Here is a 23245-nt window from a genome sequence, read left to right on the forward strand (position 1 = left end):
GGGCGCCTCGGCGTGTCTGAAGAGATTCTGATGTAAGATCGGGGTTGTGAAACGGGCCGCGACAACGAATCGTTGCAGGACCGGGACTCGGAATGGCGGCAAGAAAAGCTGCAAAGATGCCGGGAAGGACCGCCAATGGCAGTCGCGCACTTCAAAGTGACCATCATTAGCCCTGAAGTCAAGGGGTTACCGGGCCTCCTGCAGGGCTAATTTGATTTCGGCTCATACACGTTATCTGGTCGGTATCCAAATCGAAATCATGATTGAAATCGGTTTCTGACAACTTTCCGATTTTGAGAGCGATTTTAATTTCGACGTATGCGGGTGCCCCATGGGGATGCACTTTGAACATCAAGCTGTCTAATGTTCTCGTATTATGAAGATGTTACAGAGCGCAAATCTGCCCTGGGGCCTCCTGCTAGCCCTTCGAGCCCTTGCCCTGAATTGCGCGGATGAAGTCTGGCCAGGCGTCGGCCAAGCGGCGCAGGGCCGCGGCCCTGTGGCTGCGTTTGTTTTTTTCGGTCGGTTCCAGTTGGGCGGACGTCAGGCTGAGTTCCTCGTCGAAAAACAGCGGATCATAGCCAAAGCCGTTCCGGCCTTGAGGGGAGATCGCGATCCTGCCGGACCATGTCCCTCTGGCCAGCAATTCCTTGCCGCCCATCACCGGGGCATGGACCGCGATCACGCTGACGAAACGAGCCCCTCGGTCCTCCCAGGGAATTCCTTCCAGCCGGGACAACAACAGGGCGTTGTTCGTCTCATCCGTGGCGTCAGGGCCACTGAACCGGGCTGAATACACACCCGGCGCATCCGCCAGGGCGTCCACTTCCAGACCGGAGTCGTCCGCCAAGGACGTCAGTCCTGTCAACCGGGCCACGGTCCTAGCCTTTATCAAGGCGTTCTCCTCGAACGTCTCGCCTGTTTCCGGAATTTCGCCAATTTCCGGAAAGGCGTCCATGGTCAGCACCCGCACGTCGAATTTCTCCAACAATGCAGCGATTTCTGCGGATTTGCCCTTATTTTTCGTGGCAATGATCAGTTCCAACTCTCTTCCCCTCTCACGGTATTTTCACGTTCCATTCACAATCTCCGCCCCAACTCTTGACACCCCCCACCGCCCACGGACTCCTGACTCAGGCCCCTTTCACTCCCGCCTCCGCGCTTCGGATCTTGGGCAGACGCAACGTGGCCGTGGTTCCCGTCTCCCGACTGCTTTCCAGGTGCAGTTCTCCACCCAGGTCGATCACGATCTTCCGGGTCATCGCCAATTCCAGGCTAGTGAACGGATTGAAGGGATGATCCAGAACATCGCTGGGCAGGCCGTGCCCAGTGTCGGCGACCTCCAAGACAACGTTGTCCCGGCCTTCTCGGACGGAAATCCGCAGTTCACCGCCGGAAGGCATGGTGGATACGGCGTTTTTGATCAAATTTTTCAGACACTGCCGGACCATTTCCGGATCCGTGACAATGGAGGGGGTCGTTTCGGTCAGATCCAGTCGAGCACGGATGTTCGGGGCAAGGATGGATGCGTCCAGGGAACGCGCCACCTCTTTTACCAACATGTCGATCCGCACCGGGCTCATGGTCAGTTCCAGGGGACGCGAAAAATTGATGAATGTCCGTAAGATGTCGTCCAGCCGCTTGGATTCGCTGAGGATGATCCTGAGCTTTTGCATGCTGGTGTCGTCCAGCCCCGGCGCTCGAACCAGGGTATTGGCAAAGCCGCCGATGGCGAAAAGCGGGTTGCGGATTTCATGGGCGATGTACGTGGAAAACTCGCCGATGGCGGCGTATTTCTCCGCGGCCTGCAGCCGGTGGACCATGGTGGAAAGGTTGTGCCCCAATTCGCTGAGTTCATCCGAGCCCTGAATGCCGAAGTCCTCCGAATAATTTCCCCGGCGAATCGCCTGACTGACCCGGGACAGCTTGCCGATGCGGTCCAGCAGGTGCGTGCGCAAATAAAACAAAACGCAGGCCAACAGCGCCGCCAGCCCGCCGAAAGCCATCAGCCCGCCGTACATCTGCATGGTCCGGAGCTGGGAGAAGTCCTCGTGCATGTCTTGAAACTCGAACAACGCGCCGAGGGTCGGTTGACTTGCGCCGTGACAATGGTGGCATTCCGGACTGTTGGTGATGCTCCTGACGCGCAGGTAGTAGGGACGATCCCGCAGTTCCAAAAGCATGCCCGAGTCCATCCCCTCGGTCAGACTGACGTCGAGCATGTCACGGACCTCAGAATGGTCGTACAGGTCAAGCAGGTCGCGTCTCAGGGTTTCGGGTTCCGTGGAATACGTGATGTTGCCGCGGAAATCCGTCAGGTAGATCCGGATGTCCTCGTACAAATCCGAGGCTATACGAAATTGCTCATGGGTCCCGGGATTGTCGCCTCGGCGCATCGGGCCGTCGATGGCCATGCTCAGCAATTCGGAAACGCGCAGGCCCAGGCGGTCGATCTGGTGAATGGTGATCTTTTGTTTCCAGTAGTAATTGGCCGCGAAAAGGCCGAAAAACACCAAACAGGTCACCAGGGAAATCAATCCCAGAATTTTCACCCCGAGGGAGATTCGAGGTCGTCTCACGGCGGGCTCCTTGGGATTCTTGTCCGGACTTTACCCAAAATTATATTCGGATATTCCCGGCATAATCGGGCTTGACCTTTGTTTCAACCACCGGCATGTCCTTCGGACCTTTACGCCATTTTGCCAAGAATTCAAGAATTGCCATGATTTCCGTTCTTCTGCCCGTCCACAACGCCGCCGCTACCTTGCCGGATGCGCTGGACAGTCTGTTGCGTCAATCCTTCACGGACCTGGAAATTATCGCGGTGGACGACGGTTCCGACGACCGTCCAGGGGACGGCCCTCGCGGAACCCCAGGCGGCCCCGAACCTCCTGATGCGCCGGAAACGTCCGCCACCCGAGCCGTCCTTCAGGAATATGCCCGGAACGACCGTCGCGTGCGGGTGCTGGGAATCAAGCACGGAGGGATCGTTCAGGCCCTGAATCACGGGCTGACCGCCGCGGGCGGCGAGTACATCGCGCGCATGGACGCCGATGACGTAAGCCATCCGGAGCGACTCCAAAAACAGGTCGACTTCCTGCGGCAAAATCCGGACGTCGGCCTCGTCGCCTGCCGGGCCGCGTTCGGCGGGAGCGCGGAACATGCCGGAGGGTACAAACGACATTTGGATTGGACCAACACTCTGCTGACCCAGGAACGGATCAGCTTGGGCCGGTTCCGCGAATCCCCCCTGGTCCATCCCACCGTACTGTTCCGCAAGGAACTGGTTCACCGGTTCGGCGTCTATCGGGACGGGCCGTTTCCCGAAGACTATGAACTCTGGCTGCGCTGGCTGAGCCTCGGCGTGCGCATGGCCAAACTACCCGAGACGCTTTACGTCTGGAACGACCCTCCGCATCGCCTTTCCCGGACCCACCCTCGCTACGGCGTCCGGGAATTCTACGCCGTCAAGGCCGCTTATCTGGCAAAATGGCTGGCGAAGCATAATCCGCACCATCCCCGCATCATGGTCATGGGCGCAGGCCGAATCACTCGCCGTCGGGCGGAAATGCTTTTGGATCACGGCGTGGAGATCACCGCCTGGCTGGACATCGATCCGCGCAAGATCAATCGTCGCGTGGCCGGTCGTCCCGTCATCCACCGCGACGAGGCTCCTTCTCCGGGACGGGCCTTTCTGGTTTCCTACGTCGCCGGGCACGGCGGGGCCGAAGACATCGAGCACTTCCTGCGCGGGCGGGGATACCTTCCGGGTCGCGACTATCTGTTGGCGGCGTAAGGCCGGGCGCTTCACCCAACCCCGACCAGATCGTCGCTCCTCATTACGGTTCAGAGGCCGTCTCTTAGAGCCGTCTCCAGGGCCTGCTCCAGTTGTCCCAAGGTGAAGAGATCCCGGAGAATCATCGGACGCTCCGCCGATTCGCCGCGATCAAAGATTGCCACCAGGGGGATGCTTTGGCTGCCCAGGCCGCGCAACAGGGCCATTCCGTCCGGATTGTCATGGGTCAGGTCCACTTTGACCAGGCGCAGGCCGTACTTGTCCTGAAACGGGGCGAGATTGCCCGGAGTGAGCACGGTTTTTTCCAGAAACTTGCAATTCGGGCACCATTCCGCGGTAAATTCCACGAGCATCCGGTCCGTGCCCAGAGCCTGGACGTACAATTCCGAGGAAAACGGCTCCCAATCGCTGGACACGGGCTTGGCGGTCAAGGCCCAGCCTCCCGCGGCCAGCACCAGAACCAAGGCCCCGGCCCGTATCGACCAGCGTCGTAAGGCCGAATGCGACAGATTCGTCCATCCACCCCAAATCCAGGAGGCCATGCCCGTGGCCCAAAACAAGATAAGCACGGGGAACAGGAATTCACCGGGCAGAAAGGTCAACAGGTAAATGCAGGTGGCCAGAAGCAAAAACCCCAGGGCCTTTTCCAGGTAGAGCGTCCAGTTGCCGGGTCTGGGCAGGAAGCGGACCAGATTGGGAAAGAAACTGACTACGAAGTATGGCGCGGCCATGCCCAGACCCACGCAGAAGAACACCCCGGCCACCACCAGCGGCGGCTGGACCAGGGTCCAGGCCAGGACTCCGCCCAAAAACGGCCCACTGCACGGAGTGGCCAAAAGCGTGGCCAACATCCCCGTGAAATACGCCTGTCCCTCGCTGGACAGGGAGGATTCCCCCTTGCGACCCATCTTCAGATCGATCACCGGAAGATTGAAGACGCCGAACAGACTCAGGCTCAAAGCCAGTAAAAGCGTGGCCAGGACGATGACCGTGGTCGGGCTTTGAAATATCTGGCCCCAGACCATCCCGGTCAGGGAGAGCAGAAACGCCAGAATCATGAAAAACGTCAAAATGCCCAAGGCGAAGAGCTGGTTGTGATCCCGGAACGCCTTGCGCTGGCTTTCCATATCCCCGGAGGACGCATCCGGAATCAGACCGCGCAGCTTCAGGCTGACCACGGGCAGCACGCAGGGAGTCAAGTTCAGGATCAATCCCCCGAGTAGGGCCAGCAGCAAGGCTTTGCCCAAGCCGCGAACCTCCAACCCGGGCTGAAAGGAAACGGGTTCAAGCCGCTCCGGAGCGAATTCGATGAGCGCCGACTCCGTGACCGGAGCGCTTGCGGAACCGGGCCGAACGAACGGGGTCGTCGTGGCTCCAGGGGCCGCCGTCAACAGCCGTTCGGTCCAGTCCGGTTCATCCTCCGAAACGTGACGCGTTCGCTTCAGAAGGTCCGCGACCTCATGATCTTCGCGCAGATCAATGGGCCAGCAACTGCGATCCGAGCACAACAACATCCGCAGGTGGACATGAAGAACGTCGCGTTCCCGCAAAACCTCCTCGCCGGGTAAAACGACGAAAAGCGGAGTGGCCTCCTTGAAGGCCTCCACCATCACACCGGGCTCCAGGCTGTCCTCGATCACGACGCCCGGAGGATACAGCACGCGCAGATATTCCTCGCCCGGCGCGAGCATGGCCTGCAACGTGGTCGGCATGCCGGTGGCACCGGGCTCGTGCCCGTAAGCGTACCAGCCCGGTGCCGGAGTCACCCAATACACCCCCACCGTCGCGCCCGCGGGCAATAGGCCAAAATCCTCATCCAGCACATACGTCTCCAGCCTGGACGAATACGGTGCCGGAGCCGCGTCACCGCGAGCCAATCGCTCCCAAGGGCCGATCCCGGCCCCTAGGGCGATCCCAAGACCGATCAACAGCAGGTAAGAACCAAACAACCATGCCCGTCCCGAAACGAACCTGCCTCGTTCCATACTTTCCGCTTGATGCCTCAAAAAAATACGCTTCATTCAAATCCGCCTTGACAAGGTACATGAGTGAGGTCTATAGGTGCTGTCTTGCCGCGAGCGGCACGTCCCTGGGTCACTAGCTCAACTGGCAGAGCAGCGGACTCTTAATCCGGAGGTTCAAGGTTCGATTCCTTGGTGACCCACCAGAACAATCAAAGGCTTACGATGAAAATCGTAAGCCTTTTTTTGTGCGCTTCTTTGGAATGGTCATTTTTTCCTCGCTGCTATCCCACTTTTTTCGGGCAAAGGGTTGTCCCGTGTTTTTCGGGTAAAAGGTTTTTCCGCTTTTGTCCTGCTTACCTATGCCATGACGGAAGGGTGCAAGACAAGGCGAAAAAAAAGCCCGTCAAACGCCTGCCCTTCCTCCCTTTTGTCTAAAAAATGATTATTCGACGGATGGGTAGGAATCGGAAAACGCCTGCATTTCCTCACAAACAAAGGCGTTACGTGATCAGTCATGTTTGCGTTGTATCAGTATTGTGCCACTTGGTTGCGGGTGTTGCGCCAATTTCGCCGGCAGTGCCAACATTGCCAGAAAATTCAAAGGGGTTGGATGATCGCATCATCCAACCCCTTTTTTGATCAGCTTTGCCGCTTCTTTGTTGTTCCTGTGGCGGGTATCGCTTGCCTCGTTTACTGCGTCCTGGGCTGATGTTCCTCTTTGAGCAGTCGGCGGGACAGGGGCAGAATGTCCGTGGGGGAGACGCAGAAAATGTCTTCGCGCACGCCCACGGTCAGGGCGTGGCAGAGGACTTCGTCCATGTGTTCCACGGTGATGATTTCCAGGTCCTTGAGGATGTTTGCCGGGACTTCTTTGAGATCCTTGGCGTTGTCCGCCGGGATGATCACCTTGGCGATCAACCCGCGGTGCGCGGCCAGAAGTTTTTCCCGGACTCCGCCGATGGGCAGTACGCGGCCGCGCAGGGTGATTTCCCCGGTCATGGCCAGGTCGTTGCGCACCGGCAGGTTGAGCAGGGCCGAGATCACGCTGGTGGCCAGGGTGATTCCGGCGGAGGGGCCGTCCTTGGGCGTGGCGCCTTCCGGAACGTGGATGTGGATGTCGATTTCCTTGTAAAAGTCCGGGCGCAGTCCGAACAGGTCCGAGCGGGAGCGGACATAGCTCCAGGCGGCCCGGGCCGACTCCTGCATCACGTCGCCCAGCTTGCCGGTGATCTCCACCTTGCCGGTGCCCGGCATCAGGGAGACCTCCACCAGAAGCAGTTCACCTCCCATTTCGGTCCAGGCCAGTCCCGTGGCCACACCGGGCTGGGACCGCTCCTCCCGCTCGCCGTAGCGAAACTTCGCCACGCCCAGGTACGTGGCGACCATGGTCTTGCTCACGGCCACGGGCTTGTCGGCCCGTCCTTCCTCCACCACCTTGCGGGCCACCTTGCGACAGATGGAGGCCATTTCCCGCTCCAGGTTGCGCACTCCGGCCTCTCGGGTGTAGCGGCGGATGATCTCCAGAACCGCGCCCTCGGAAAAGGTCATGTCCGAAGCGGTCAGGCCGTGCTTGGTCAGCAGGCGGGGCGTTAAAAAGTCCTTGGCGATGCGTGTCTTTTCCACTTCCAGGTAGCCGGGCAGTCGAATGATCTCCATGCGGTCCCGCAAGGGGCCGGGAATGGAGTGCAGGGTGTTGGCCGTGGTGATGAAGAAGATCTTGGACAGGTCGTAATCCAGATCCAGATAGTGATCGCTGAAGGCGTCGTTCTGTTCCGGGTCCAACACTTCCAGAAGCGCGGCGGACGGATCGCCTCGGAAATCCGTGCTCATCTTGTCCACTTCGTCCAGGCAGAACACCGGGTTATTGAATTTCACCCGCCGCAGGGACTGGATGATCTTGCCCGGCAGGGCTCCGATGTAGGTCCGCCGGTGGCCGCGAATCTCGGCCTCGTCCCGGACACCGCCCAAGGAGATGCGCACGAACTCCCGACCCATGGCCCGGGCCACGGATTTGGCCAAAGAGGTCTTGCCCACGCCGGGAGGCCCGACCAGGCAGAGGATCGGGCCCTTGATCTTCTCCACCAGGGTCTGCACGGCCAGGTATTCCAGAATCCGCTCCTTGGGCTTGTCCAGGGCGAAATGGTCCTCGTCCAGGATGGTCTGGGCGGCCTTGAGGTCCAGGGAGGTGGGTTGGATGGCGTTCCAAGGCAGGTTCAGTATCCAATCCACGTAGTTGCGGACCACGGTGAATTCCGCTGACTGCGGCGACATCTGCCGTAGTTTCTTGATTTCCTTGGCGCATTTTTCCCGAGCCTCGTTGGGCAGATCCAGGGCTTCAAGTTGTTTGGCCAATTCTTCGAGTTCCTGGCCGGCCTCCTCCTCGCCCCGGCCCATTTCCTTCTGGATGGCCTTGATCTGCTCGTTGAGGTAGAAATCCCGGTGGTTGCGCTCCATCTGCTGCTTGACTCGGCTTTTGACCTTTTTTTCCAGGGACGTCAGCTCAATGTCCTTGAGCAGCAACTCGTAGGCCTTTTCCAGGCGAACCTGGGGATTAGGCTGTTCCAGGGCCGCCTGTTTGTCCGCGAAGGGAACTTTCAAGTGCGGCATCAGGCTGTCCGCCAGTCGCCCCGGAGTGTTCAGGGAGTTGATGGCGGCCATGGTTTCCGGAGCCAGCTTCTTATTGATCTTGGCGTAGTCCTGGAGGGAGTCCTGGACCGCTCGGATCAAGGCCAGGGCCTCCGGTGTGGCCGCGTCCTCGCCGACCATTCCGTGGGCCAGGACCATGGGGTATCCGGGCTCAATCTCCTGGATGCCGTACTCCTTGGACCACGTGGCTCGGTAAAGTCCCTCGAACAGCACCTTGATGGTCCCGTCCGGAAGCCGGAGCAACTGCAGAATCCGGCTGACCGTGCCCAGGTCGTACAGGTCGTCGGGGGACGGGTCCTCGGCCTCGGGATGTTTTTGGGTGACCAGGTAGATCTGCTTGTCGAACTTGTTCAGTGCGCGCTCAATGGCCCGAATGGACGTCTCACGTCCGACGAACAACGGCATGATGGCCCGCGGGAACATGACCACTTCCCGCAAGGTCATCAACGGCAGATGGATTTCCGGCGCGACGCCGATCTGGTTTTTTTTCTCTTTCTTCTCCGGCATGGGCTATCCTTTGCAAAGGCACGCGGCCTTGCGCTCAGGCGGTCTTGACTTCCTGCTCGTAAATCAACAGCGGTTCGGATTCGTTCTCCACCACGGACTGGTTGACCACGCACTCCTTGACGCCGGTCAGCGACGGCAGCCGGTAGGAGATGTTCAGCATGATGGTCTCCAGCACGTTGCGCAGCCCTCGGGCCCCGGTCTTGCGCTCAATGGCCTGGCGGGCGATGCCCCGCAGGGAGTCCTGGGTAAAGCGCAAGCGGACGTTCTCCATCTCGAACAATTTTTGGTATTGCTTGATCAGGGCGTTTTTCGGCTCGGTCAGGATGCGGACCAGGTCGTCCTCCGTCAGGTCCTTGAGCGAGGCAAGAATGGGCAGCCGTCCCACCAGTTCGGGGATGAAGCCGAACTTGATCAGATCCATGGGCTGGACTTGGTCCAGGAAGGAGCAGGCATCCTCGTTATTGGGCGACGTCAGGGCGGCCCCGAAGCCCATGCACTTGGATTGGGTGCGTTGCTGAATGATCCGTTCCAGACCGATGAACGCCCCGCCAACGATGAACAGGATGTTGGAGGTGTTCATCCGGATGTATTCCTGCTGAGGATGCTTGCGTCCGCCCTTTGGGGGGATGTTGGCCTCCGTGCCCTCGATGATCTTCAGCAGGGCCTGCTGGACACCTTCGCCGGAGACGTCCCGGGTGATGGAGGGACTGTCGGAGCGGCGGGAGACCTTGTCGATCTCGTCGATGTAGATGATCCCCTTGGAGGCCGTTTCGATGTCGAAGTCCGCGTTCTGGAGCAGCTGCACCAGAATGTTTTCCACGTCCTCGCCCACGTATCCGGCTTCGGTCAGGGTGGTGGCGTCGGCGATGGCAAAGGGAACTTTCAAGATCCGAGCCAGGGTTTTGGCCAGCAAGGTCTTGCCTGAGCCCGTGGGGCCCATCAACAGGATGTTGCTTTTGTCCAACTCTACGCCGTCGGTCATCTGCGGGGCGTAGAAGACCCGCTTATAGTGATTGTGCACGGCCACGGAGAGGATTTTCTTGGCCTGCTGCTGTCCGATTACGAATTCGTCCAGCTTCCTGTGCAGTTCCTCCGGAGTCAGCAGTCGTCCGTCCTGCAGCTCCGTTTCCATGTCGTCCTGGTTGATGATTTCCTCGCACAGGATGACGCATTCGTCGCAGATGTACACGTCCGGTCCGGCGATCAGCCGACGAACCTGGTCCTGACTCTTACCGCAAAACGAGCATCCCAAATGCGGCTGATTGGATTTCTTTTTGGCCATACAAACCTCTACGATGACTTCAGTTGCGATCTGGAGGAGAGAATCTTGTCGATCAGCCCGTAGTCCACTGCTTCCTGCGCACTCATGAAATAGTCCCGCTCCGTATCGTGGCGGACCTTTGCCAGGTCCGCGCCGGTGTGCGAGGCCAGGATTTCGCTGAGTTTTTCCTTCAGGCGGATGATTTCCCTGGCCTGAATGTCGATGTCCGTGGCCTGGCCCTGGAAACCGCCCATGGGTTGGTGGATCAGGATTCGGCTGTTAGGCAGGGCGTAGCGCATTCCCTTGGCTCCGGCGGTGAGCAGCAACGCACCCATGCTGGCGGCCTGTCCGAGGCAAAGCGTGGCCACCGGGGAGGATATGTACTGCATGGTGTCGTAGATGGCCAAACCGGCGGTGACGGAGCCCCCGGGGGAATTGATGTACATGTTGATTTCTTTTTCCGGGTTCTCGGATTCCAGAAAAAGAAGCTGGGAACAAACCAAGTTGGCGACGTAATCGTCAATGGCCGTTCCCAGGATCAAAATCCTGTCCTTGAGCAGACGCGAATACAGGTCGTAGGCCCGTTCCGTCCGCCCCGTGGTTTCTATGACGATGGGCACGCCCATGGGCATGATGTTTCCTCCTGGAGTTGAGTGGCCGACAGCGAAGCCCGCGGCCGGCGAGAGGTCGCGGACCCGTGAAGAGGTGGGACGCGGTCGTTCTTACGCGATTCTGTAGGTAGCAATCAAAACGACAAAGGCAAGCCCGCCGCCCCGGAATGTTTCGGGGGGAGCGGGCTTGCCGACGTTCCTCGCGGCATGGCGCAAGGGGTCACGACATTGCTTCGGTTTGGGATTCGGCGTTTTCAGAGTCGGATTCCTCGGGCCGTTGGGGTTCGACCTCCGTGATCCGGGCCTTGGAGTAGATCAATTCGATGGCCTTGTCCGCCAGGATGCGGTCGCTGACGGCCGGCATCAGGTTGTTCTGCTCGTGAAAATGCTTCAATCCCTGAGCGTCCTGCCCGGTCTGCTGGGCCATGTCTCGGAAGAAGGCATCGATTTCCATGGGCGAAACGCGCAGGTTCTCCTTGGTGGCCACGGCCAAAAGAAACAGCTGGGATTTGACGAGATCTTCCGCTTTGGACCGGAACTGTTCCCGGATTTCCTCCATGGGCTTGCCCAGGGCCTCGATGCGCTTGCCCATCCGTTCCAGACGATGCTGCATTTCTTCGACCATTCGATCGATGTGCTCGGTAACCATGGACTCGGGCAAGGCAAAATCCACCTGCGAGGTCAGGTCGTCCAGGATCTTCTTTTGCGCGGCGGCTTTGTTCACGCGTTTTCGAGATTCGACGTACGATTTCTCGATGGCCTCACGCAGCTGCTCCACGGAATCGAAATTGCCGGCTTTCTTGGCCAGTTCCGCGTCCACTTCCGGGAGCTTCTTCTGTTTGATCTCCTGGAGTTTCACGTTCATGGTCACGGTTTTTCCGGCCAGCGCGTCGTTGAGGAAGTCCTCCGGAAAGGAGATATCCGATTCCGTGCCTTGGCCGGGACGGATGCCCTGGATCAGGGCTTCGAACTCCGGCAGCGCCTGTCCCTGACCCAACTCCAGTTGAAAATTCTCGGCCTTGAAGTCGTCGAGGGTTCTGCCGTCCAGGGATGCGTAAAAATCCACGACCACCACGTCTCCGTCCTGAGCGGGACGATCCTCTTCCAGGGGGACGATTTCCGCCATGTTCCGCCGAATCCGGTCCACGACCAATTGCGTGTCGTGCTCGCTGGCCTGGGCTTTTTCCTCTTCCACGGCGACGCCTTCGTAGGACGGCAGTTCAAACTCCGGGGCCACTTCAAAACTGATGGTGTATTCAAAGGGCTGGTCCCTGACCAATTCGCCGGCATCCACGTCGATTCTCGAGAGCGGCTTGACCTGCATCTCGTTGATCACCTCGTTGATGTGGCAGTTGATCAGGTCGTTGGTGGCCTCTTCGTAGATCTTCTTTTTGAACATGCCCTCAATGACGGACGAGGGCACCTTGCCCTTGCGGAAGCCCTTGATCACGGCGTCCTTGCGATACAGGGCAATGGCCACGGCCAAGGCCGAATTGACCTCTTCCGGCGGGGTGACGATTTTCACGGTGCGTTTGACCGGTGTCGGCTCGAGCACTTCATGCTGCATATGAACGATTCCTCCTTGGAGTTATTGACGAAAAAAGGCGAGGCCGCTCGACCTGGCCGAAGCGGCGCAATCGCGAGAGAGGTCCGCTCGTGGCGGAAAGGCCGCCGCACGGAATTCTCTCAAGGTAAAAAGTGGAAAAGTATATCGTTTTTATTAAAAAACCGCAATGAATGAGAAGGCCGCCGAGCCGGGGCCGCATTGCGCGGCGCGACACGGCCGGTTGAAGTGGTGCGAGAGGGGGGACTCGAACCCCCACGGACAAGCCGCCAGATCCTAAGTCTGGTGCGTCTACCAGTTCCGCCACCCTCGCGTATCGTGGAAATAAAGAGAAAGAGCTGTTTCCGGGGGGAAAGTAGTCAGGAGGAGGACGACGTGTCAACAGCGCGGTACGCGGCGACCAGGGCGAATTCGTTCTCGATTCTCATGCGCTATTCGGATCGGTATCGAAATCGTGATCAAAATCGGCTAGAAGTAAACTCGTCACAAGGCCTGACAACAGGCTTGTTTGGACATCAATTCCGATTTCGATTCGATTTCGATAACTGAGTGTTGAAAAAGTCCTTATCCGGCAGTCCGTTCAAAAACCCCAAGTGCAAGGAGCAAAAAAAGTTCAAGGTCGAAGCGTATTTATTCATACGTGAGAGTTTGAACTTTTTGCAGCGACGCAGCAATTGGGAGTTTTTCAACGGACTGATAACGTCCACGTTTATGCATGGATCATCCCATTCAGGTATTCCAAGGCGCGCGTGCCTTCCTCGTCCATATCCCGGCTGTAATGATTGACATACGTTCGGATATGGGTCCGGAGCACTTCGTCGTCCATTTCCTGAGCCAGGGCACGGACCAGGGGCCAGATGGAGTCCGGGGCGTGGGACGCATGGCTCAGGCTGGCCTGAATCCGCCCAGTGATCCGCTCCAACGTCTCAATGCCCAGAGTCCGCCGTCCAAGGATGCACCCCAGGGGCAGGGGCAGGCCGTTCGTTCGTTCGTCCCACCAGCGGCCGAGATCCAAGATGCAAGACAGCCCGTACCTGTCCAGCAGCAGGGCGCTTTCATGGATCAAAAGCCCGGCATCCACCTCGCCGCGCAGCACCATGTCCACGATTCGGTCATAGCGCACCGGAATCAACTCTGCCGGTTCGGTCCAGGCTCGGCGCAACAGAGCCGCGGCCGTGGTTCCCAGCCCCGGCACGGCGATGGTCCGCGGAGCGCCTGAAGGAGATGAGGATGAGGTGGGGGGGGAGGTCACCAGCTTCGGTCCATGCACCTTGCTGAACGCTCCTCCCGCCGGGAGCAGGACGTAATCGTCCAGCAGTTCCAAGGCCTGGGCAGCGGAAACCTTGATCACGTCGTATTCTCTTCGAACAGCGGCCTCGTTGAGCACCTGCACGTCCTCCCAGATGAAGGACGCGGTTCGGTCCGGCAAGGGGGCGCATTGGCCGAGCACCCAAGCGCCGAAGATGAACGTGTCGTTGGGACACGGAGAAACGGCCACGGTCAGGGGCAAGGGCGGCCTGATCAGTTCGGACATGGAGTTCCCTCAATATCGCCGAGCAGTGCAGATGCAACCAGGGCCAAGCGTTGCTTGGCGCCGTTCAGGTCCCAGTGCGCGGCATCCCTGGAACCCACCAGGTTGGAGATGGTTCGCACCTGCACGAAGGGCACCCGGATGAGAGAACAGGTCCAGGCCAGGGCGAACCCTTCCATGGTTTCGATGTCGCAGGCGTATCGGGTCCGCAGGGCCTCGGCCCGCTCCGGCGTGCCGGACACTCCGGCCACCGTCAGGCCGACCGCTTTGGTCAGGCCGGAAATATCCAGTCCCATTTGTCGGGCACAGCTTTCCGGCGTGAGTCGCAGTCGATCCCAGACCGGCTCGCCGTCGGCTTTGCCCTGGGCCAATCCGATGCCCCTGGGGTCAAGCTCGGAAGCGGTCAACAGGCCGTACTCCGGCCAGATTTCCTTTGTCGTCACCACGGTCGTTCCCAGAGGCAGCCGTTCCAGGGAAAAGGCCCCGGCCACGCCCAGGTTCAGCACGCCAACGGGTTCAGATGCGTTTCCCGATGAACCGGTCGACAGGCTGCCCAGCAGACGCCCCAGGGAGATTCCGGCGTTCACCGGTCCAACCCCGGTAACCAGCAGGATCAGTTCACCGCAGGGCCGTCCCTGAAGTCCCCCTTTGGAAACGCCCAGCCGGCTCCACGCATGCTCCACCGGCACGTGTCGGGAAAGACCCGGAAAAGCGGCCCGCATCTCCATGACCGTGGCCGTGGCCACGATCAGGATGCGTTTGGTGGCGAATGACGGGGATTGCATGCAGGGCGACCTGTTGATGTCCCGTTGCGGGAAATGGGGGGCTCATGCCGTTCTGGACAAAGTCCCTGGGGAAGCGATATCAGCCGCTGATGACGTTTGACATGCAACTGTTGTTGGCGGCTCTCGGCCTGGCCTTGATCATGGAAGGCATCCCCTATTTTCTGTGGTCCGAAAAGATGCCCGAGTATTTGCGGTTTCTCTCCGAACGACCGCCGTCCACGCTGCGCAAAATGGGCTTGGCGGCGATTATCGCCGGTTTGTTTTTTTTGGCCCTGGCCCGAAAGTTTTTTTAGACTTCACGCTCCGTCCCGGCTTTCTCGGCGATGTGCAGCTGTACGATCCCGAAGGTCATGGGCACGGAGTAGGCTCGGGCAAACCCTGCCTGAAGCAGTTCCCCGCACAACGTCCCGGCGTCCGGAAATTCCTGGATCGATTCGGCGAGGTAGCGGTAGGCCTGGGGGTCACCGGAGAATATCCGTCCGATCAGGGGCAGGACGCGGTGCAGGTAAAGGTTGTAGAATCCGCGAAGGATTTTTTGACGGCCTGCCCCGAACTCCAGAATACAGAATCGCCCTCCCGGCGTGAGCACTCGGAGCACTTCCCGATACGCCGCTTCCCTGGGGCGAATGTTGCGGATTCCGAAGGCGATGGTCACGCAGTCCACGCATTCGTCCCGGGCGGGCAGAGCCCGTCCATCCGCCACCACCGGCTGGATGCGTGGGCGTGAAGGGATGCCTCCTTCTTGTCCCTTACCGCGAATCTTGCGCTGTCCGCGACGCAGCATGGGCTCGGAGAAATCCATGGCCACGACGTCCACGTCCGGCATATGGCGGACGATTTCCCGGGATACGTCCAGGGTGCCGGCGGCCAAATCCAGGACCCGGTTGGTCCGGTGAACCCGGACGCAGCGTCTGAGACGTTTGCGCCAGACGACGTCGCACCCCAGGCTCAGGAAGTGATTCAGAAAATCGTACCAAGGCGCGATGCGTCCGAACAGGCCGACGACGCGGCGTCCATGATCCTTGTGGTCCGGGTTCATGCCGGTGCCGCCATGGACGTCACGTTGCCGCCTCCGGGTCGTCGTCGCCTTCCGGCGTACCGGTCCCGGCCTCGTTGCGAATAGTGCTGAGAACGGAGCGGTAAATGTCCCCGAACAGTTCCGGAAAGGTGTTCGGAGAAATCCGATTCGTTTCGATGAACTTGACCACGATTTCCTTGGTCACCTGCAGGGCCTGCTTTTGCGTCTGATCCATCCTCGCGACCTCCACGGCAAAGAAAAAACCCGCCCTGGGGAAATGGCCTTGACCACCATGATCAATGACCGGGCGGGTTAAAAACGGAAAAACCGGATGGCCCTCCCGTATTTTAACTATTGTTCGGCCTCTTCCTCTTCCCGGCTCATGGCCTGGATTTCTTCACGGATGATCCGCGCGGCGGCCAGCGGGACGGCCTTGTCCATCTCGTCCGTCAGTTCTCTTCGCAGCTCCGTCCGCAAGGATCCCAAACGCTCGTCCAGCAACGCGGTCAGTTCATCCCGCCATCCATCCGGGAAAGCGGCGACGTCCGCTTCCTGCTCGCCGGTCCGGGGCGATTCCTGTTCCTGACGCAGGGCTTGCCATTCACCCTGTAACGCCTTGAACTTGTCTTGGAGTTTGGCCCAGTAGTTCAAGGAGTTTTCCAGGTCCTTGGCCAGGGCGTTCTTCTGCCCGTCCCAGTCCTCGCGCATGCTCCCCATTTCTTGACGGATCGTCTCCAAAAGGCGCGCTTCGAGATGGTCTTCCCGCTCTTGAAGCGTGGAAGCAAGTGATTCGTCCGGATTTTCCTCCGGGGCGGAGGCAGCGACCTGACTCTGGGCCAATTCCTCAATCCGTTCCCTGAGCGCATCCTGGCCCGCGGCGAGTTCGGCTATTCGCGGGTCTTCCGGTTGATCGCCGTCGTCTTGTTTCAGTTCATCCAATGAGGAAGCAAGCTTTTGTGCGATGTCCTCCTGGATGGACGCCTTGTATTCTTCCAGCCGTTTTTCCAAGTGCTCCGCAAAGCTCTCTTCAAGGCGTTCTTTCAGTCGCTGCTCGACCTCAGCGGACATGGACTCGGAAAGTTTGGCCAGTTCGGCGTCGACGAGCTTGGCGACGGCGGTCTCCGTTTGTTCCGCCATGCCGTCCACCGTCCGTTGCACGGAGTCCACCCGCGACCCGACACGTTCGTCTATTCGCTGGTCCATTTGGACCAGCAGGCCGTCCAGATCAGGTTCAGGGACGTCGACTTGGGGCGACTCCCGATTTTCCAAAGCGGCCAAACGATCTTCAAATTCTTGCAGACGCTGTAAAACGGATTCAGGCAAGGCTGCCTTGGGCGTGGAGGCCTCGTCCAAGGCGGGGTCCTCGTTTGCGGTTTTCTCGGTAATGGAGGCAACGTCTTCAAGGACCTCATCGGTCGTGCCCAGGTCCGTTTCCAGGGCGGTTTCCGGTTCCGAGCCTGACTCCGGATCTGTTTCCGGCACGTCCTGAAGGTCTGTATCAGGCTTCATTTCGGAGTCAGCGGTCGCGGCATCCGAGGGATCCGGCGAGACATCAGCTGAAGTGGCCGTCGGGGCACTCGCCGTTTCGGGCTTGGCCTCGTCCAGACCCAGACCGTCCAGTTCCGCCAACCAGTCCGGTTCATCCGTCGATTGCGGCGCAGCCTCGGTGGACGCGTCTGAATCCCGTTCATTCTTTTGTTTCGGTTGGGCGTCCTCATCGAATAATTTTTCGAAATCCTCCCCGAAATCCAGGGCCGAATCTTCACCAGCGGACATGCCGTCAGTCTGGTCCGAAGCCTCCGGGGCTTGGTCGCCCTTGTCCTCGAACAGGTCGTCCAGGTCCAGCGTATCCGAGTCCGGTTCGCCTTTCTTGCCTGACGCGCCACCCTGACCATCCTTCTCGGGGGGGCCAAGGTCCGCGAAAATCTGGTCGATTTCCCTTTCCAGATCCAGATCGTCCAGGGTTTCGTCCGTCGCGGCGGAAGGCTTGGCGGTCTTGAGGTTCGGCGTTTCGGGGTGACCCTCTTCAACGATGTCGGTCAGGTCGATGATTTCGTCTTTGGCGGCACTGGGCATGGTCCCTTCCTTGGCAAAAGTGACGGTCGTTGCGTCTTGGACAGCGTCTGCATAAACCATGACCACCGCAAAAAACAAGAGGGACCGCGGCTGACCGCGGCCCCTCCTGAATTGCGGAAGCCGTCAGGGAAAACGATTAGTCCCTGGGGTGACAACCGGTGCAGGCCACTGGACCGGTGGGCAGTTCCTGCTGACGCAGGTCGCGGTGACAAGTGATGCACTGATCGTGATAGGCCTTCTCGAAGTAGGCGATGTCCCTGCGCTCTTCGGGGGTCTCCGGGAAGAACAGGTCGTGACAGCCGGCGTCCATACAGCCTTCATTGACGTCTCCGGTGTGGTGACAGTCGTAGCAATCAATGTCCCCGTGCACGGAGTGCGAGAAAGGAATGGATTGCTGCTTCGGCTCATAATCTCCGCCAGGCTTGGGGATCATGTAGTCGTCGCCAGGTACGTCGGCGGCGTTCAGGTTCGGCAGAACAAATGCGAACACCAGAGCAACCGCGGCCAAAATCGAAATGATAGACTTTTTCATCGTGATTCACCTCCTTTTTCGTGGGATTGTGTAAAAAAGAACTTGCCTGAAAGCATTATGGCAGGACTCCGGATGAAGTCAAGGTGGAAAACCGGCGGCGCATGATCGTGCCTCGTCTCTCGGGTAATCATCGAACACGTCTTCATTCTTGCTGAACCACTCATGCCGTAATCAGAGGACACTGGTCGTACGCAAATCCTGGAGCAGGTCGCGGCCTGTTTGCGAGGCGGCCGCCTCGTTGAGGGCCGTCTCCCCGCCCATGACCACCACCCGGCCCTGTTCGCCGAAGGCGTCCAGGACGTCGGCCACGGCCCGAAAATCCGCCGCGGAGCAAGCCAGGATTTCCTCGCGGACCCGTTGGCGGAACGCGTCGTCCTGGTTGGTCAGAAAGCGGCGCAGAGAGACATGGCCTTTGGCGTCCGGCAGCAGGTGAGCGTCCAGATCGCCGATGGCCCCGACCACGGCCTTGTTCAACTCGTCCTCGCCGATGGGATTCGTGCGCAGATAGCCGGCCGTTGTGTCGAAGGCCTCCAAGGTTTTGACGATATTTGGGTCCCGATAGGAAACCATGGTCAGCCCGCGACTCAAGGCGTCGAAAATGCAAAACGCGCCGTAAGCCCCGCCTTTGACCCGAATCCGGTCCCAGAGCCACGCTGTACGCAGGTACCGGGTCACCACCATCAGCGCGCCCAGGGAACAAGGCAGATCCTTGGGAGCCCGTGCTCCCTTGCCCACGTAGTTCACCGGCGCGGGGATGGTCAGGGCCTCGCCTTTCTCAGCCGGCAGAAGCTTCCAGGCGGAATTGAGTGATTCGACGGTTGCGCGGCTTGGTAGACCGTCCAAAAAGCCCTTGAGCTTCGGCTCCATGGCGGTGAAAAGCTCCTGTTCCGTGGTCACGTTGACCACCATCGAGGTCCTGTCCAACAGGCGACCCAAAACGGATCGCAACCGGTCTTGGACCCGTTCCCAGTCGGTTTCGACTTCCTGGATCAACTTCCGAAGAAAGAAGAGATAGGAAATGCCGTTCATCTGCTCCCCGGCCTGGTCCGCGAGGGAAAAACCGGCCCGCAGTCGGGTGTTGACCAGGGTATGGCCGCGAGGGATGAGCATTCTCTCAAATCCGGCCTTTTCTTCCAGGATGAGCTGGGTGAAGCGGCGACGGTCATCCAGGGCCGGCGCCAGCAGCATATCGGTGAAAATGGCCAGCAGCTCATCCACCCCGTGGTCCATGGCCTTGCCTCGCAGGAAAAGCCACGCCGCGGGATCATCGTCATCCGCGGCGCGTTTCGACGAGGTGAACAACTCCGGCCAGATCCCGCCGGTTTTGCGACTGATCCGGGTGGCCAGGGCGGCGTAATCTTCCTTTTCCGTGCCGATCTCCACCAGAACCTTGCCCAGCAGGGCGGCGTGGGGCAGGTCTTCCGGGGACAAACGACGCAGATCCAGCCCCAGTTCCAGGTGGACGATGCGGGTGGTGAACTGGTCGTGAAACAGGACGCGGCAGCCGTCCCAGTCCAGGTCGGCCCGCGGAATGTGCTTGCCGGAGTGGTCCAGATCGGCCCGGGTCAGCCCCGGAATGGTCGCCAAACTCCTCGGCGAATCCGGAGTTTCCTGCCAGGCTTTGAGCTTTTCCGTTTGTCGCCGAACAGCCTCCAAACCCGCCGCGTCCAGGCAGGCCCGGGCCTCGGCCAGCCGCGCTTCCTCGTCCCGGCGCATTCTTTCGCCCAGTGCGGGGTCCGGCGTCAGGAGCACGATGCCATGGTGCGGATTGTCCAGCAGTCGGTCCTGGATCATGGTCTCGAAGATGCGTTTCCCGGACAGGAGATCCTCCTTCAGCCGCTTCAGATCCGCTTCAAAGGCCAGCCCTTCCAGGGGGTCGGCGTCGTGCAGCCAGAGGATCAAGGACTGAAGCATGACCGCCAAGCCACGTGGAAAGCGTCCGCTGTTGCGCTCGCGCAACCGGAACTCCACGCTGTTCAGGGCCGCCTCGATCAGATCCGCGGGGACGCCGTCGCGAACCAGCTCTGCCAGTGTCTCCCGGATCAGGCTCTCCACCCGGTCGGCGTCCTCCACCCGCATCCCTCGCAGACCCGTGGAAAAATAAAGCTGGCGCAGCTCCGCCTCCAGACCGACCCCGGCCAGATCATCGCCCAGGCCGGAGTCGATCAATGCCTTGCGCAAGGGCGAGGAGGGCATCTCCACCAGCAGGAATTCCAGAATCTGCCAGGCCAAGGCGTCGCGCACGTCCAGGGCGTCTCCCACCACCCAGTTCAGGGTGAGCATGGCCTGACCGTCGCTCTTTTCCCCGGCGCTGACCGGATATCCACGGGTTTGACGGGTCGGCGCGGTAAATGGAGCTTGGCGCTGAACGTGGGAATTCACCTCCAGGCGGTCGAACTCGCGCAAGGCTTCGCTGATCAGGGTCAATCGACGATCCGGGTCGTCGTCCCCGGAAAAATAAATGAACGCGTTGGAAGGATGATAGTAGCGCCGATGGAAGTCGAGAAATTGCTCGAAGGTCAACTCCGGGATGCGTTCCGGGTTGCCTCCGGAATCCAGTCCGTAGGTGGTGTCCGGAAAAAGTGATTGCTGGGAGTATTCTGACAGCAGGCCGTCGGGGGAGGCGTAGGCGCCCTTCATTTCATTATAGACCACGCCCTGGATGGACAAGGCTCCGTCCGCGTCCACTTCGTAATGCCAGCCCTCCTGGCCGAAGACCTCCGGGGTCAGACGGGGATGAAAGACCGCGTCCAGATAGACGTCGATCAGGTTGTAAAAATCCTTGCTGTTCTGGCTGGCAACGGGATAACAGGTTTTGTCCGGATAGGTGAAGGCGTTCAAAAAAGTTTGCAGCGAGCCTTTGAGCAGCTCGACGAACGGCTCCTTCACGGGGTATTTGCGCGACCCGCACAACACGGAATGCTCCAGGATATGCGCCACCCCGGTGGAGTCGGCCGGCGGGGTCCGAAAACTGATCCCGAAAACCTTGTTCTCGTCGTTATTGACCAGGGACAACAGTCTGGCCCCGGTTCGGTCGTGGCGATACAGAAAGGCCCGGGACTGAAGTTCGGTGATGAAGGTTTCCTTGAGCAACGTGAAATCGTGGGGCATGGTTGGTATTCTCCCTGGAACGGTATGGATTGGCGACGGACGAGAAGCATGTCCGCAAGATGGATTCGTAATCGCGAAAAAGAAAAATCAATCAATGGGGTAAGTTTGGCGACCCGGTTCATTGACATTGACAGCTGACGGAGGTCAAGGTATCGCCTTGTAACTTTTATCACAAGGAGGATTGTGGCGTGAATATTTTGATGTTTGGTCCCAACGGCAGTGGAAAGGGCACCCAGGGGTCCCTGATCAAATCGAAGTACAGTCTGGCGCACATCGAATCCGGCGGCATTTTCCGGGAGCACATCGGAAAGGGCACGGACCTGGGCAAGAAGGCCAAGGAATTTATCGACCGCGGCGACCTGGTCCCGGACGACGTGACCATTCCCATGGTCCTGGAGACCCTGAAGACCCAGGGCAAAGACGGCTGGTTGCTGGACGGCTTTCCCCGGAACATGGTCCAGGCCCAGAAGCTTTGGGAAGCCCTGCAGCAGGCCGGCATGAAGCTGGACTACGTCGTGGAGATACTGCTTCCCCGCGAAACGGCCAAGAATCGGATCATGGGGCGTCGCCTCTGCGCCAACGATCCCAACCACCCCAACAACATCTTCATCGACGCCATCAAGCCCGACGGCGACAAGTGTCGCGTCTGCGGCGGCGACCTGAAGGCCCGGGCCGACGACCAGGATGAAGGCGCCATCAACAAACGGCACGACATCTACTACGACACCACCACCGGCACCCTGGCCGCGGCGTATTTCTACAAGGATTTGGCCGCCAAGGGGCAGACCAACTACATTGAACTCAACGGCGAAGGCAGCATCGACTCCATCAAGGACACCCTGCTGTCCCAACTGCCCTAGCCCGATCTCCCGTCGGCCTCGGCCTTCGCCCGCTGCGGGGCGGGGCCGACGGCGAGAGGAAGAAGGCCATGCTCCGCATCGGACGGATCGACTACCTGAACGTCTGGCCCCTGTTTCACGGGCTTCAGCAGCGCCTGGATCCCGAAACACAGGCCCTGACCCGGATCGTGGCCGGACATCCCGCGGACCTGAACAAGGCCCTGGCTGAAGCAAGACTTGACGTCGCGCCCTCTTCCTCTTTTGAATACTTGTCCCGGGCGGACAGATACACCTTGCTGCCCGACTTGAGTATCAGTTCCGACGGGCCGGTCCGCAGCGTCCTGCTGGCCTGCCCGTTTCCGGTTTCGGAAATGCCGAAACGTTTGGCATCCGGGCTCCGGGTGGGGCTTTCCTCCGCATCGGCAAGTTCCACGGCGTTGCTGCGGGTTTTATGGCGGTTTCACTGGCAATGGCCGGAGCCGGAATGGGTCGAGCGGCACCCCGGTCAAGAGCTGGACAATGGTATGCCGTTTCTGGAAATAGGAGACTTCGCCTTGCGGCTGCATTGCGATCCGCCGCGAGGATGGCATTTGATCGACCTCGGTCAGGCGTGGCGAGCGTTCACGAACCTCCCCTTTGTTTTCGGAGTCTGGATGGTTCGGCGCAATCTGTCACCCAGTGTCGAACATCTTTTAACGTGCGCCGCCGAGGCGCTCTACGCGGCGTCTCGGGAATTTCGGGCTGACCCTTTTCCGCTGGCCGCCCGGCTGGAACGGCCGGACTGGCTGACCGTGAAGGATTTACAGGAATATTGGCAGTGCATTCGCTATACGTTCGGCCCGAAAGAGCAGGCCGGACTGGTGTTGTTCGGCGATTTCGTTCGCCGCCTGGGCATGATTCCCGCGGTCCCCGGATTGACCTGGAGCCGCCCGAACAAGAGTGATTTCGCCCTGGCTGCTTGATAAACGACCAATCTTTGAGTACTGAGCGCAAAACGGTTACGG

Annotated in this window: 18 protein-coding genes and 2 tRNA genes; 5 read left to right on the forward strand and 15 right to left on the reverse strand. The window is 59.7% G+C overall.

What is annotated here, in order from left to right; translation table 11 throughout:
* Positions 1-418 precede the first annotated feature (418 nt).
* Both AC559A_RS03495 and AC559A_RS03500 read right to left on the reverse strand, forming a co-directional pair.
* Positions 419-1045, reverse strand: a complete 627-nt coding sequence (locus AC559A_RS03495; RefSeq protein WP_498816265.1) for an XTP/dITP diphosphatase — start codon at positions 1043-1045, stop codon at positions 419-421.
* A gap of 88 nt (positions 1046-1133) precedes the next feature.
* Positions 1134-2579, reverse strand: coding sequence for an ATP-binding protein (locus AC559A_RS03500; protein WP_156932933.1), 1446 nt, complete (start codon positions 2577-2579; stop codon positions 1134-1136).
* Positions 2580-2722: 143 nt separating this feature from the next.
* Here AC559A_RS03500 and AC559A_RS03505 point away from each other — a divergent pair, with 143 nt between their 5' ends.
* The gene (locus AC559A_RS03505) at positions 2723-3796 is read left to right on the forward strand and encodes a glycosyltransferase family 2 protein (protein WP_498816266.1); all 1074 of its coding nucleotides are present in this window, start codon (positions 2723-2725) and stop codon (positions 3794-3796) included.
* A gap of 50 nt (positions 3797-3846) precedes the next feature.
* Here the strand turns inward: AC559A_RS03505 and AC559A_RS03510 are convergent, their stop codons facing one another.
* Positions 3847-5745: a protein-disulfide reductase DsbD family protein gene (locus AC559A_RS03510; protein WP_498816268.1), complete on the reverse strand. Its 1899-nt coding sequence runs from the start codon at positions 5743-5745 to the stop codon at positions 3847-3849.
* A 142-nt stretch (positions 5746-5887) separates the two neighbouring features.
* Between AC559A_RS03510 and AC559A_RS03515 the strand changes: the two genes are divergently transcribed.
* Positions 5888-5963: transfer RNA gene (locus tag AC559A_RS03515), tRNA-Lys, on the forward strand.
* Positions 5964-6450: 487 nt separating this feature from the next.
* On the opposite strand, the gene lon is transcribed toward AC559A_RS03515, so the two are convergent.
* The 7 genes from lon to mqnB all read right to left on the reverse strand — a co-directional run bounded on the left by lon (position 6451) and on the right by mqnB (position 14665).
* On the reverse strand, positions 6451-8913 hold the full coding sequence (gene lon / locus AC559A_RS03520; protein WP_498816270.1) for an endopeptidase La: 2463 nt from the start codon (positions 8911-8913) through the stop codon (positions 6451-6453).
* A gap of 34 nt (positions 8914-8947) precedes the next feature.
* Positions 8948-10195: an ATP-dependent Clp protease ATP-binding subunit ClpX gene (gene clpX, locus AC559A_RS03525; protein WP_028572450.1), complete on the reverse strand. Its 1248-nt coding sequence runs from the start codon at positions 10193-10195 to the stop codon at positions 8948-8950.
* A gap of 8 nt (positions 10196-10203) precedes the next feature.
* Positions 10204-10800, reverse strand: coding sequence for an ATP-dependent Clp endopeptidase proteolytic subunit ClpP (gene clpP / locus AC559A_RS03530; RefSeq protein WP_028572449.1), 597 nt, complete (start codon positions 10798-10800; stop codon positions 10204-10206).
* A 205-nt stretch (positions 10801-11005) separates the two neighbouring features.
* A complete protein-coding gene (tig, locus tag AC559A_RS03535) occupies positions 11006-12352 on the reverse strand; it encodes a trigger factor (protein ID WP_498816272.1) in 1347 nt (448 codons plus the stop codon).
* 226 nt (positions 12353-12578) lie between these two features.
* A tRNA-Leu gene (locus AC559A_RS03540) sits at positions 12579-12662 on the reverse strand.
* Positions 12663-13058: 396 nt separating this feature from the next.
* Positions 13059-13883: a 1,4-dihydroxy-6-naphtoate synthase gene (locus AC559A_RS03545; protein WP_498816274.1), complete on the reverse strand. Its 825-nt coding sequence runs from the start codon at positions 13881-13883 to the stop codon at positions 13059-13061.
* Positions 13871-14665 (reverse strand): futalosine hydrolase, encoded by a 795-nt coding sequence (mqnB, locus tag AC559A_RS03550; protein ID WP_035261708.1) that lies wholly within the window; start codon positions 14663-14665, stop codon positions 13871-13873. Before mqnB ends, AC559A_RS03545 begins: the two co-directional genes overlap by 13 nt.
* Before the next feature lie 101 nt (positions 14666-14766).
* Here mqnB and AC559A_RS03555 point away from each other — a divergent pair, with 101 nt between their 5' ends.
* Positions 14767-14958 (forward strand): DUF2065 domain-containing protein, encoded by a 192-nt coding sequence (locus AC559A_RS03555; protein WP_498816276.1) that lies wholly within the window; start codon positions 14767-14769, stop codon positions 14956-14958.
* Here AC559A_RS03555 and AC559A_RS03560 read toward each other — a convergent pair.
* The 5 genes from AC559A_RS03560 to AC559A_RS03580 form a co-directional block, all read right to left on the reverse strand.
* Positions 14955-15704: a ubiquinone/menaquinone biosynthesis methyltransferase gene (locus tag AC559A_RS03560; protein WP_498816278.1), complete on the reverse strand. Its 750-nt coding sequence runs from the start codon at positions 15702-15704 to the stop codon at positions 14955-14957. The two genes, AC559A_RS03555 and AC559A_RS03560, sit on opposite strands and share 4 nt — an antisense overlap.
* Positions 15705-15723: 19 nt before the next feature.
* Positions 15724-15918 (reverse strand): hypothetical protein, encoded by a 195-nt coding sequence (locus AC559A_RS03565; protein WP_498816279.1) that lies wholly within the window; start codon positions 15916-15918, stop codon positions 15724-15726.
* Between the two features lie 116 nt (positions 15919-16034).
* Entirely contained in the window at positions 16035-17759 is a 1725-nt protein-coding gene (locus AC559A_RS03570; RefSeq protein WP_498816281.1) for a hypothetical protein, read from the reverse strand.
* A 136-nt stretch (positions 17760-17895) separates the two neighbouring features.
* On the reverse strand, positions 17896-18291 hold the full coding sequence (locus AC559A_RS03575; protein WP_498816282.1) for a cytochrome c3 family protein: 396 nt from the start codon (positions 18289-18291) through the stop codon (positions 17896-17898).
* Positions 18292-18462: 171 nt separating this feature from the next.
* The gene (locus AC559A_RS03580; RefSeq protein ID WP_498816284.1) at positions 18463-21402 is read right to left on the reverse strand and encodes an insulinase family protein; all 2940 of its coding nucleotides are present in this window, start codon (positions 21400-21402) and stop codon (positions 18463-18465) included.
* A 188-nt stretch (positions 21403-21590) separates the two neighbouring features.
* Between AC559A_RS03580 and AC559A_RS03585 the strand changes: the two genes are divergently transcribed.
* Complete coding sequence (locus AC559A_RS03585; RefSeq protein ID WP_028572441.1) at positions 21591-22262, forward strand: adenylate kinase; 672 nt, start codon at positions 21591-21593, stop codon at positions 22260-22262.
* A gap of 68 nt (positions 22263-22330) precedes the next feature.
* Positions 22331-23203 carry a menaquinone biosynthesis protein gene (locus AC559A_RS03590; RefSeq protein WP_498816285.1) on the forward strand — a complete coding sequence of 291 codons (873 nt, stop codon included), beginning with the start codon at positions 22331-22333 and terminating at the stop codon, positions 23201-23203.
* Positions 23204-23245: the final 42 nt, after the last annotated feature.

Origin of the sequence: Desulfonatronum zhilinae, assembly GCF_900182865.1 — a bacterium.
Classification (GTDB): domain Bacteria; phylum Desulfobacterota; class Desulfovibrionia; order Desulfovibrionales; family Desulfonatronaceae; genus Desulfonatronum; species Desulfonatronum lacustre.

What these genes read in the sequence shown, in the direction of transcription:
- AC559A_RS03505 (WP_498816266.1), top strand. Translation starts at nt 2,723, where the DNA reads ATGATTTCCGTTCTTCTGCCCGTCCACAACGCCGCCGCTACCTTGCCG.
- lon (WP_498816270.1), bottom strand. Translation starts at nt 8,913, where the DNA reads ATGCCGGAGAAGAAAGAGAAAAAAAACCAGATCGGCGTCGCGCCGGAA.
- clpX (WP_028572450.1), bottom strand. Translation starts at nt 10,195, where the DNA reads ATGGCCAAAAAGAAATCCAATCAGCCGCATTTGGGATGCTCGTTTTGC.
- clpP (WP_028572449.1), bottom strand. Translation starts at nt 10,800, where the DNA reads ATGGGCGTGCCCATCGTCATAGAAACCACGGGGCGGACGGAACGGGCC.
- tig (WP_498816272.1), bottom strand. Translation starts at nt 12,352, where the DNA reads ATGCAGCATGAAGTGCTCGAGCCGACACCGGTCAAACGCACCGTGAAA.
- AC559A_RS03545 (WP_498816274.1), bottom strand. Translation starts at nt 13,883, where the DNA reads ATGTCCGAACTGATCAGGCCGCCCTTGCCCCTGACCGTGGCCGTTTCT.
- mqnB (WP_035261708.1), bottom strand. Translation starts at nt 14,665, where the DNA reads ATGCAATCCCCGTCATTCGCCACCAAACGCATCCTGATCGTGGCCACG.
- AC559A_RS03555 (WP_498816276.1), top strand. Translation starts at nt 14,767, where the DNA reads ATGCAACTGTTGTTGGCGGCTCTCGGCCTGGCCTTGATCATGGAAGGC.
- AC559A_RS03560 (WP_498816278.1), bottom strand. Translation starts at nt 15,704, where the DNA reads ATGAACCCGGACCACAAGGATCATGGACGCCGCGTCGTCGGCCTGTTC.
- AC559A_RS03565 (WP_498816279.1), bottom strand. Translation starts at nt 15,918, where the DNA reads ATGGATCAGACGCAAAAGCAGGCCCTGCAGGTGACCAAGGAAATCGTG.
- AC559A_RS03570 (WP_498816281.1), bottom strand. Translation starts at nt 17,759, where the DNA reads ATGCCCAGTGCCGCCAAAGACGAAATCATCGACCTGACCGACATCGTT.
- AC559A_RS03575 (WP_498816282.1), bottom strand. Translation starts at nt 18,291, where the DNA reads ATGAAAAAGTCTATCATTTCGATTTTGGCCGCGGTTGCTCTGGTGTTC.
- AC559A_RS03580 (WP_498816284.1), bottom strand. Translation starts at nt 21,402, where the DNA reads ATGCCCCACGATTTCACGTTGCTCAAGGAAACCTTCATCACCGAACTT.
- AC559A_RS03590 (WP_498816285.1), top strand. Translation starts at nt 22,331, where the DNA reads ATGCTCCGCATCGGACGGATCGACTACCTGAACGTCTGGCCCCTGTTT.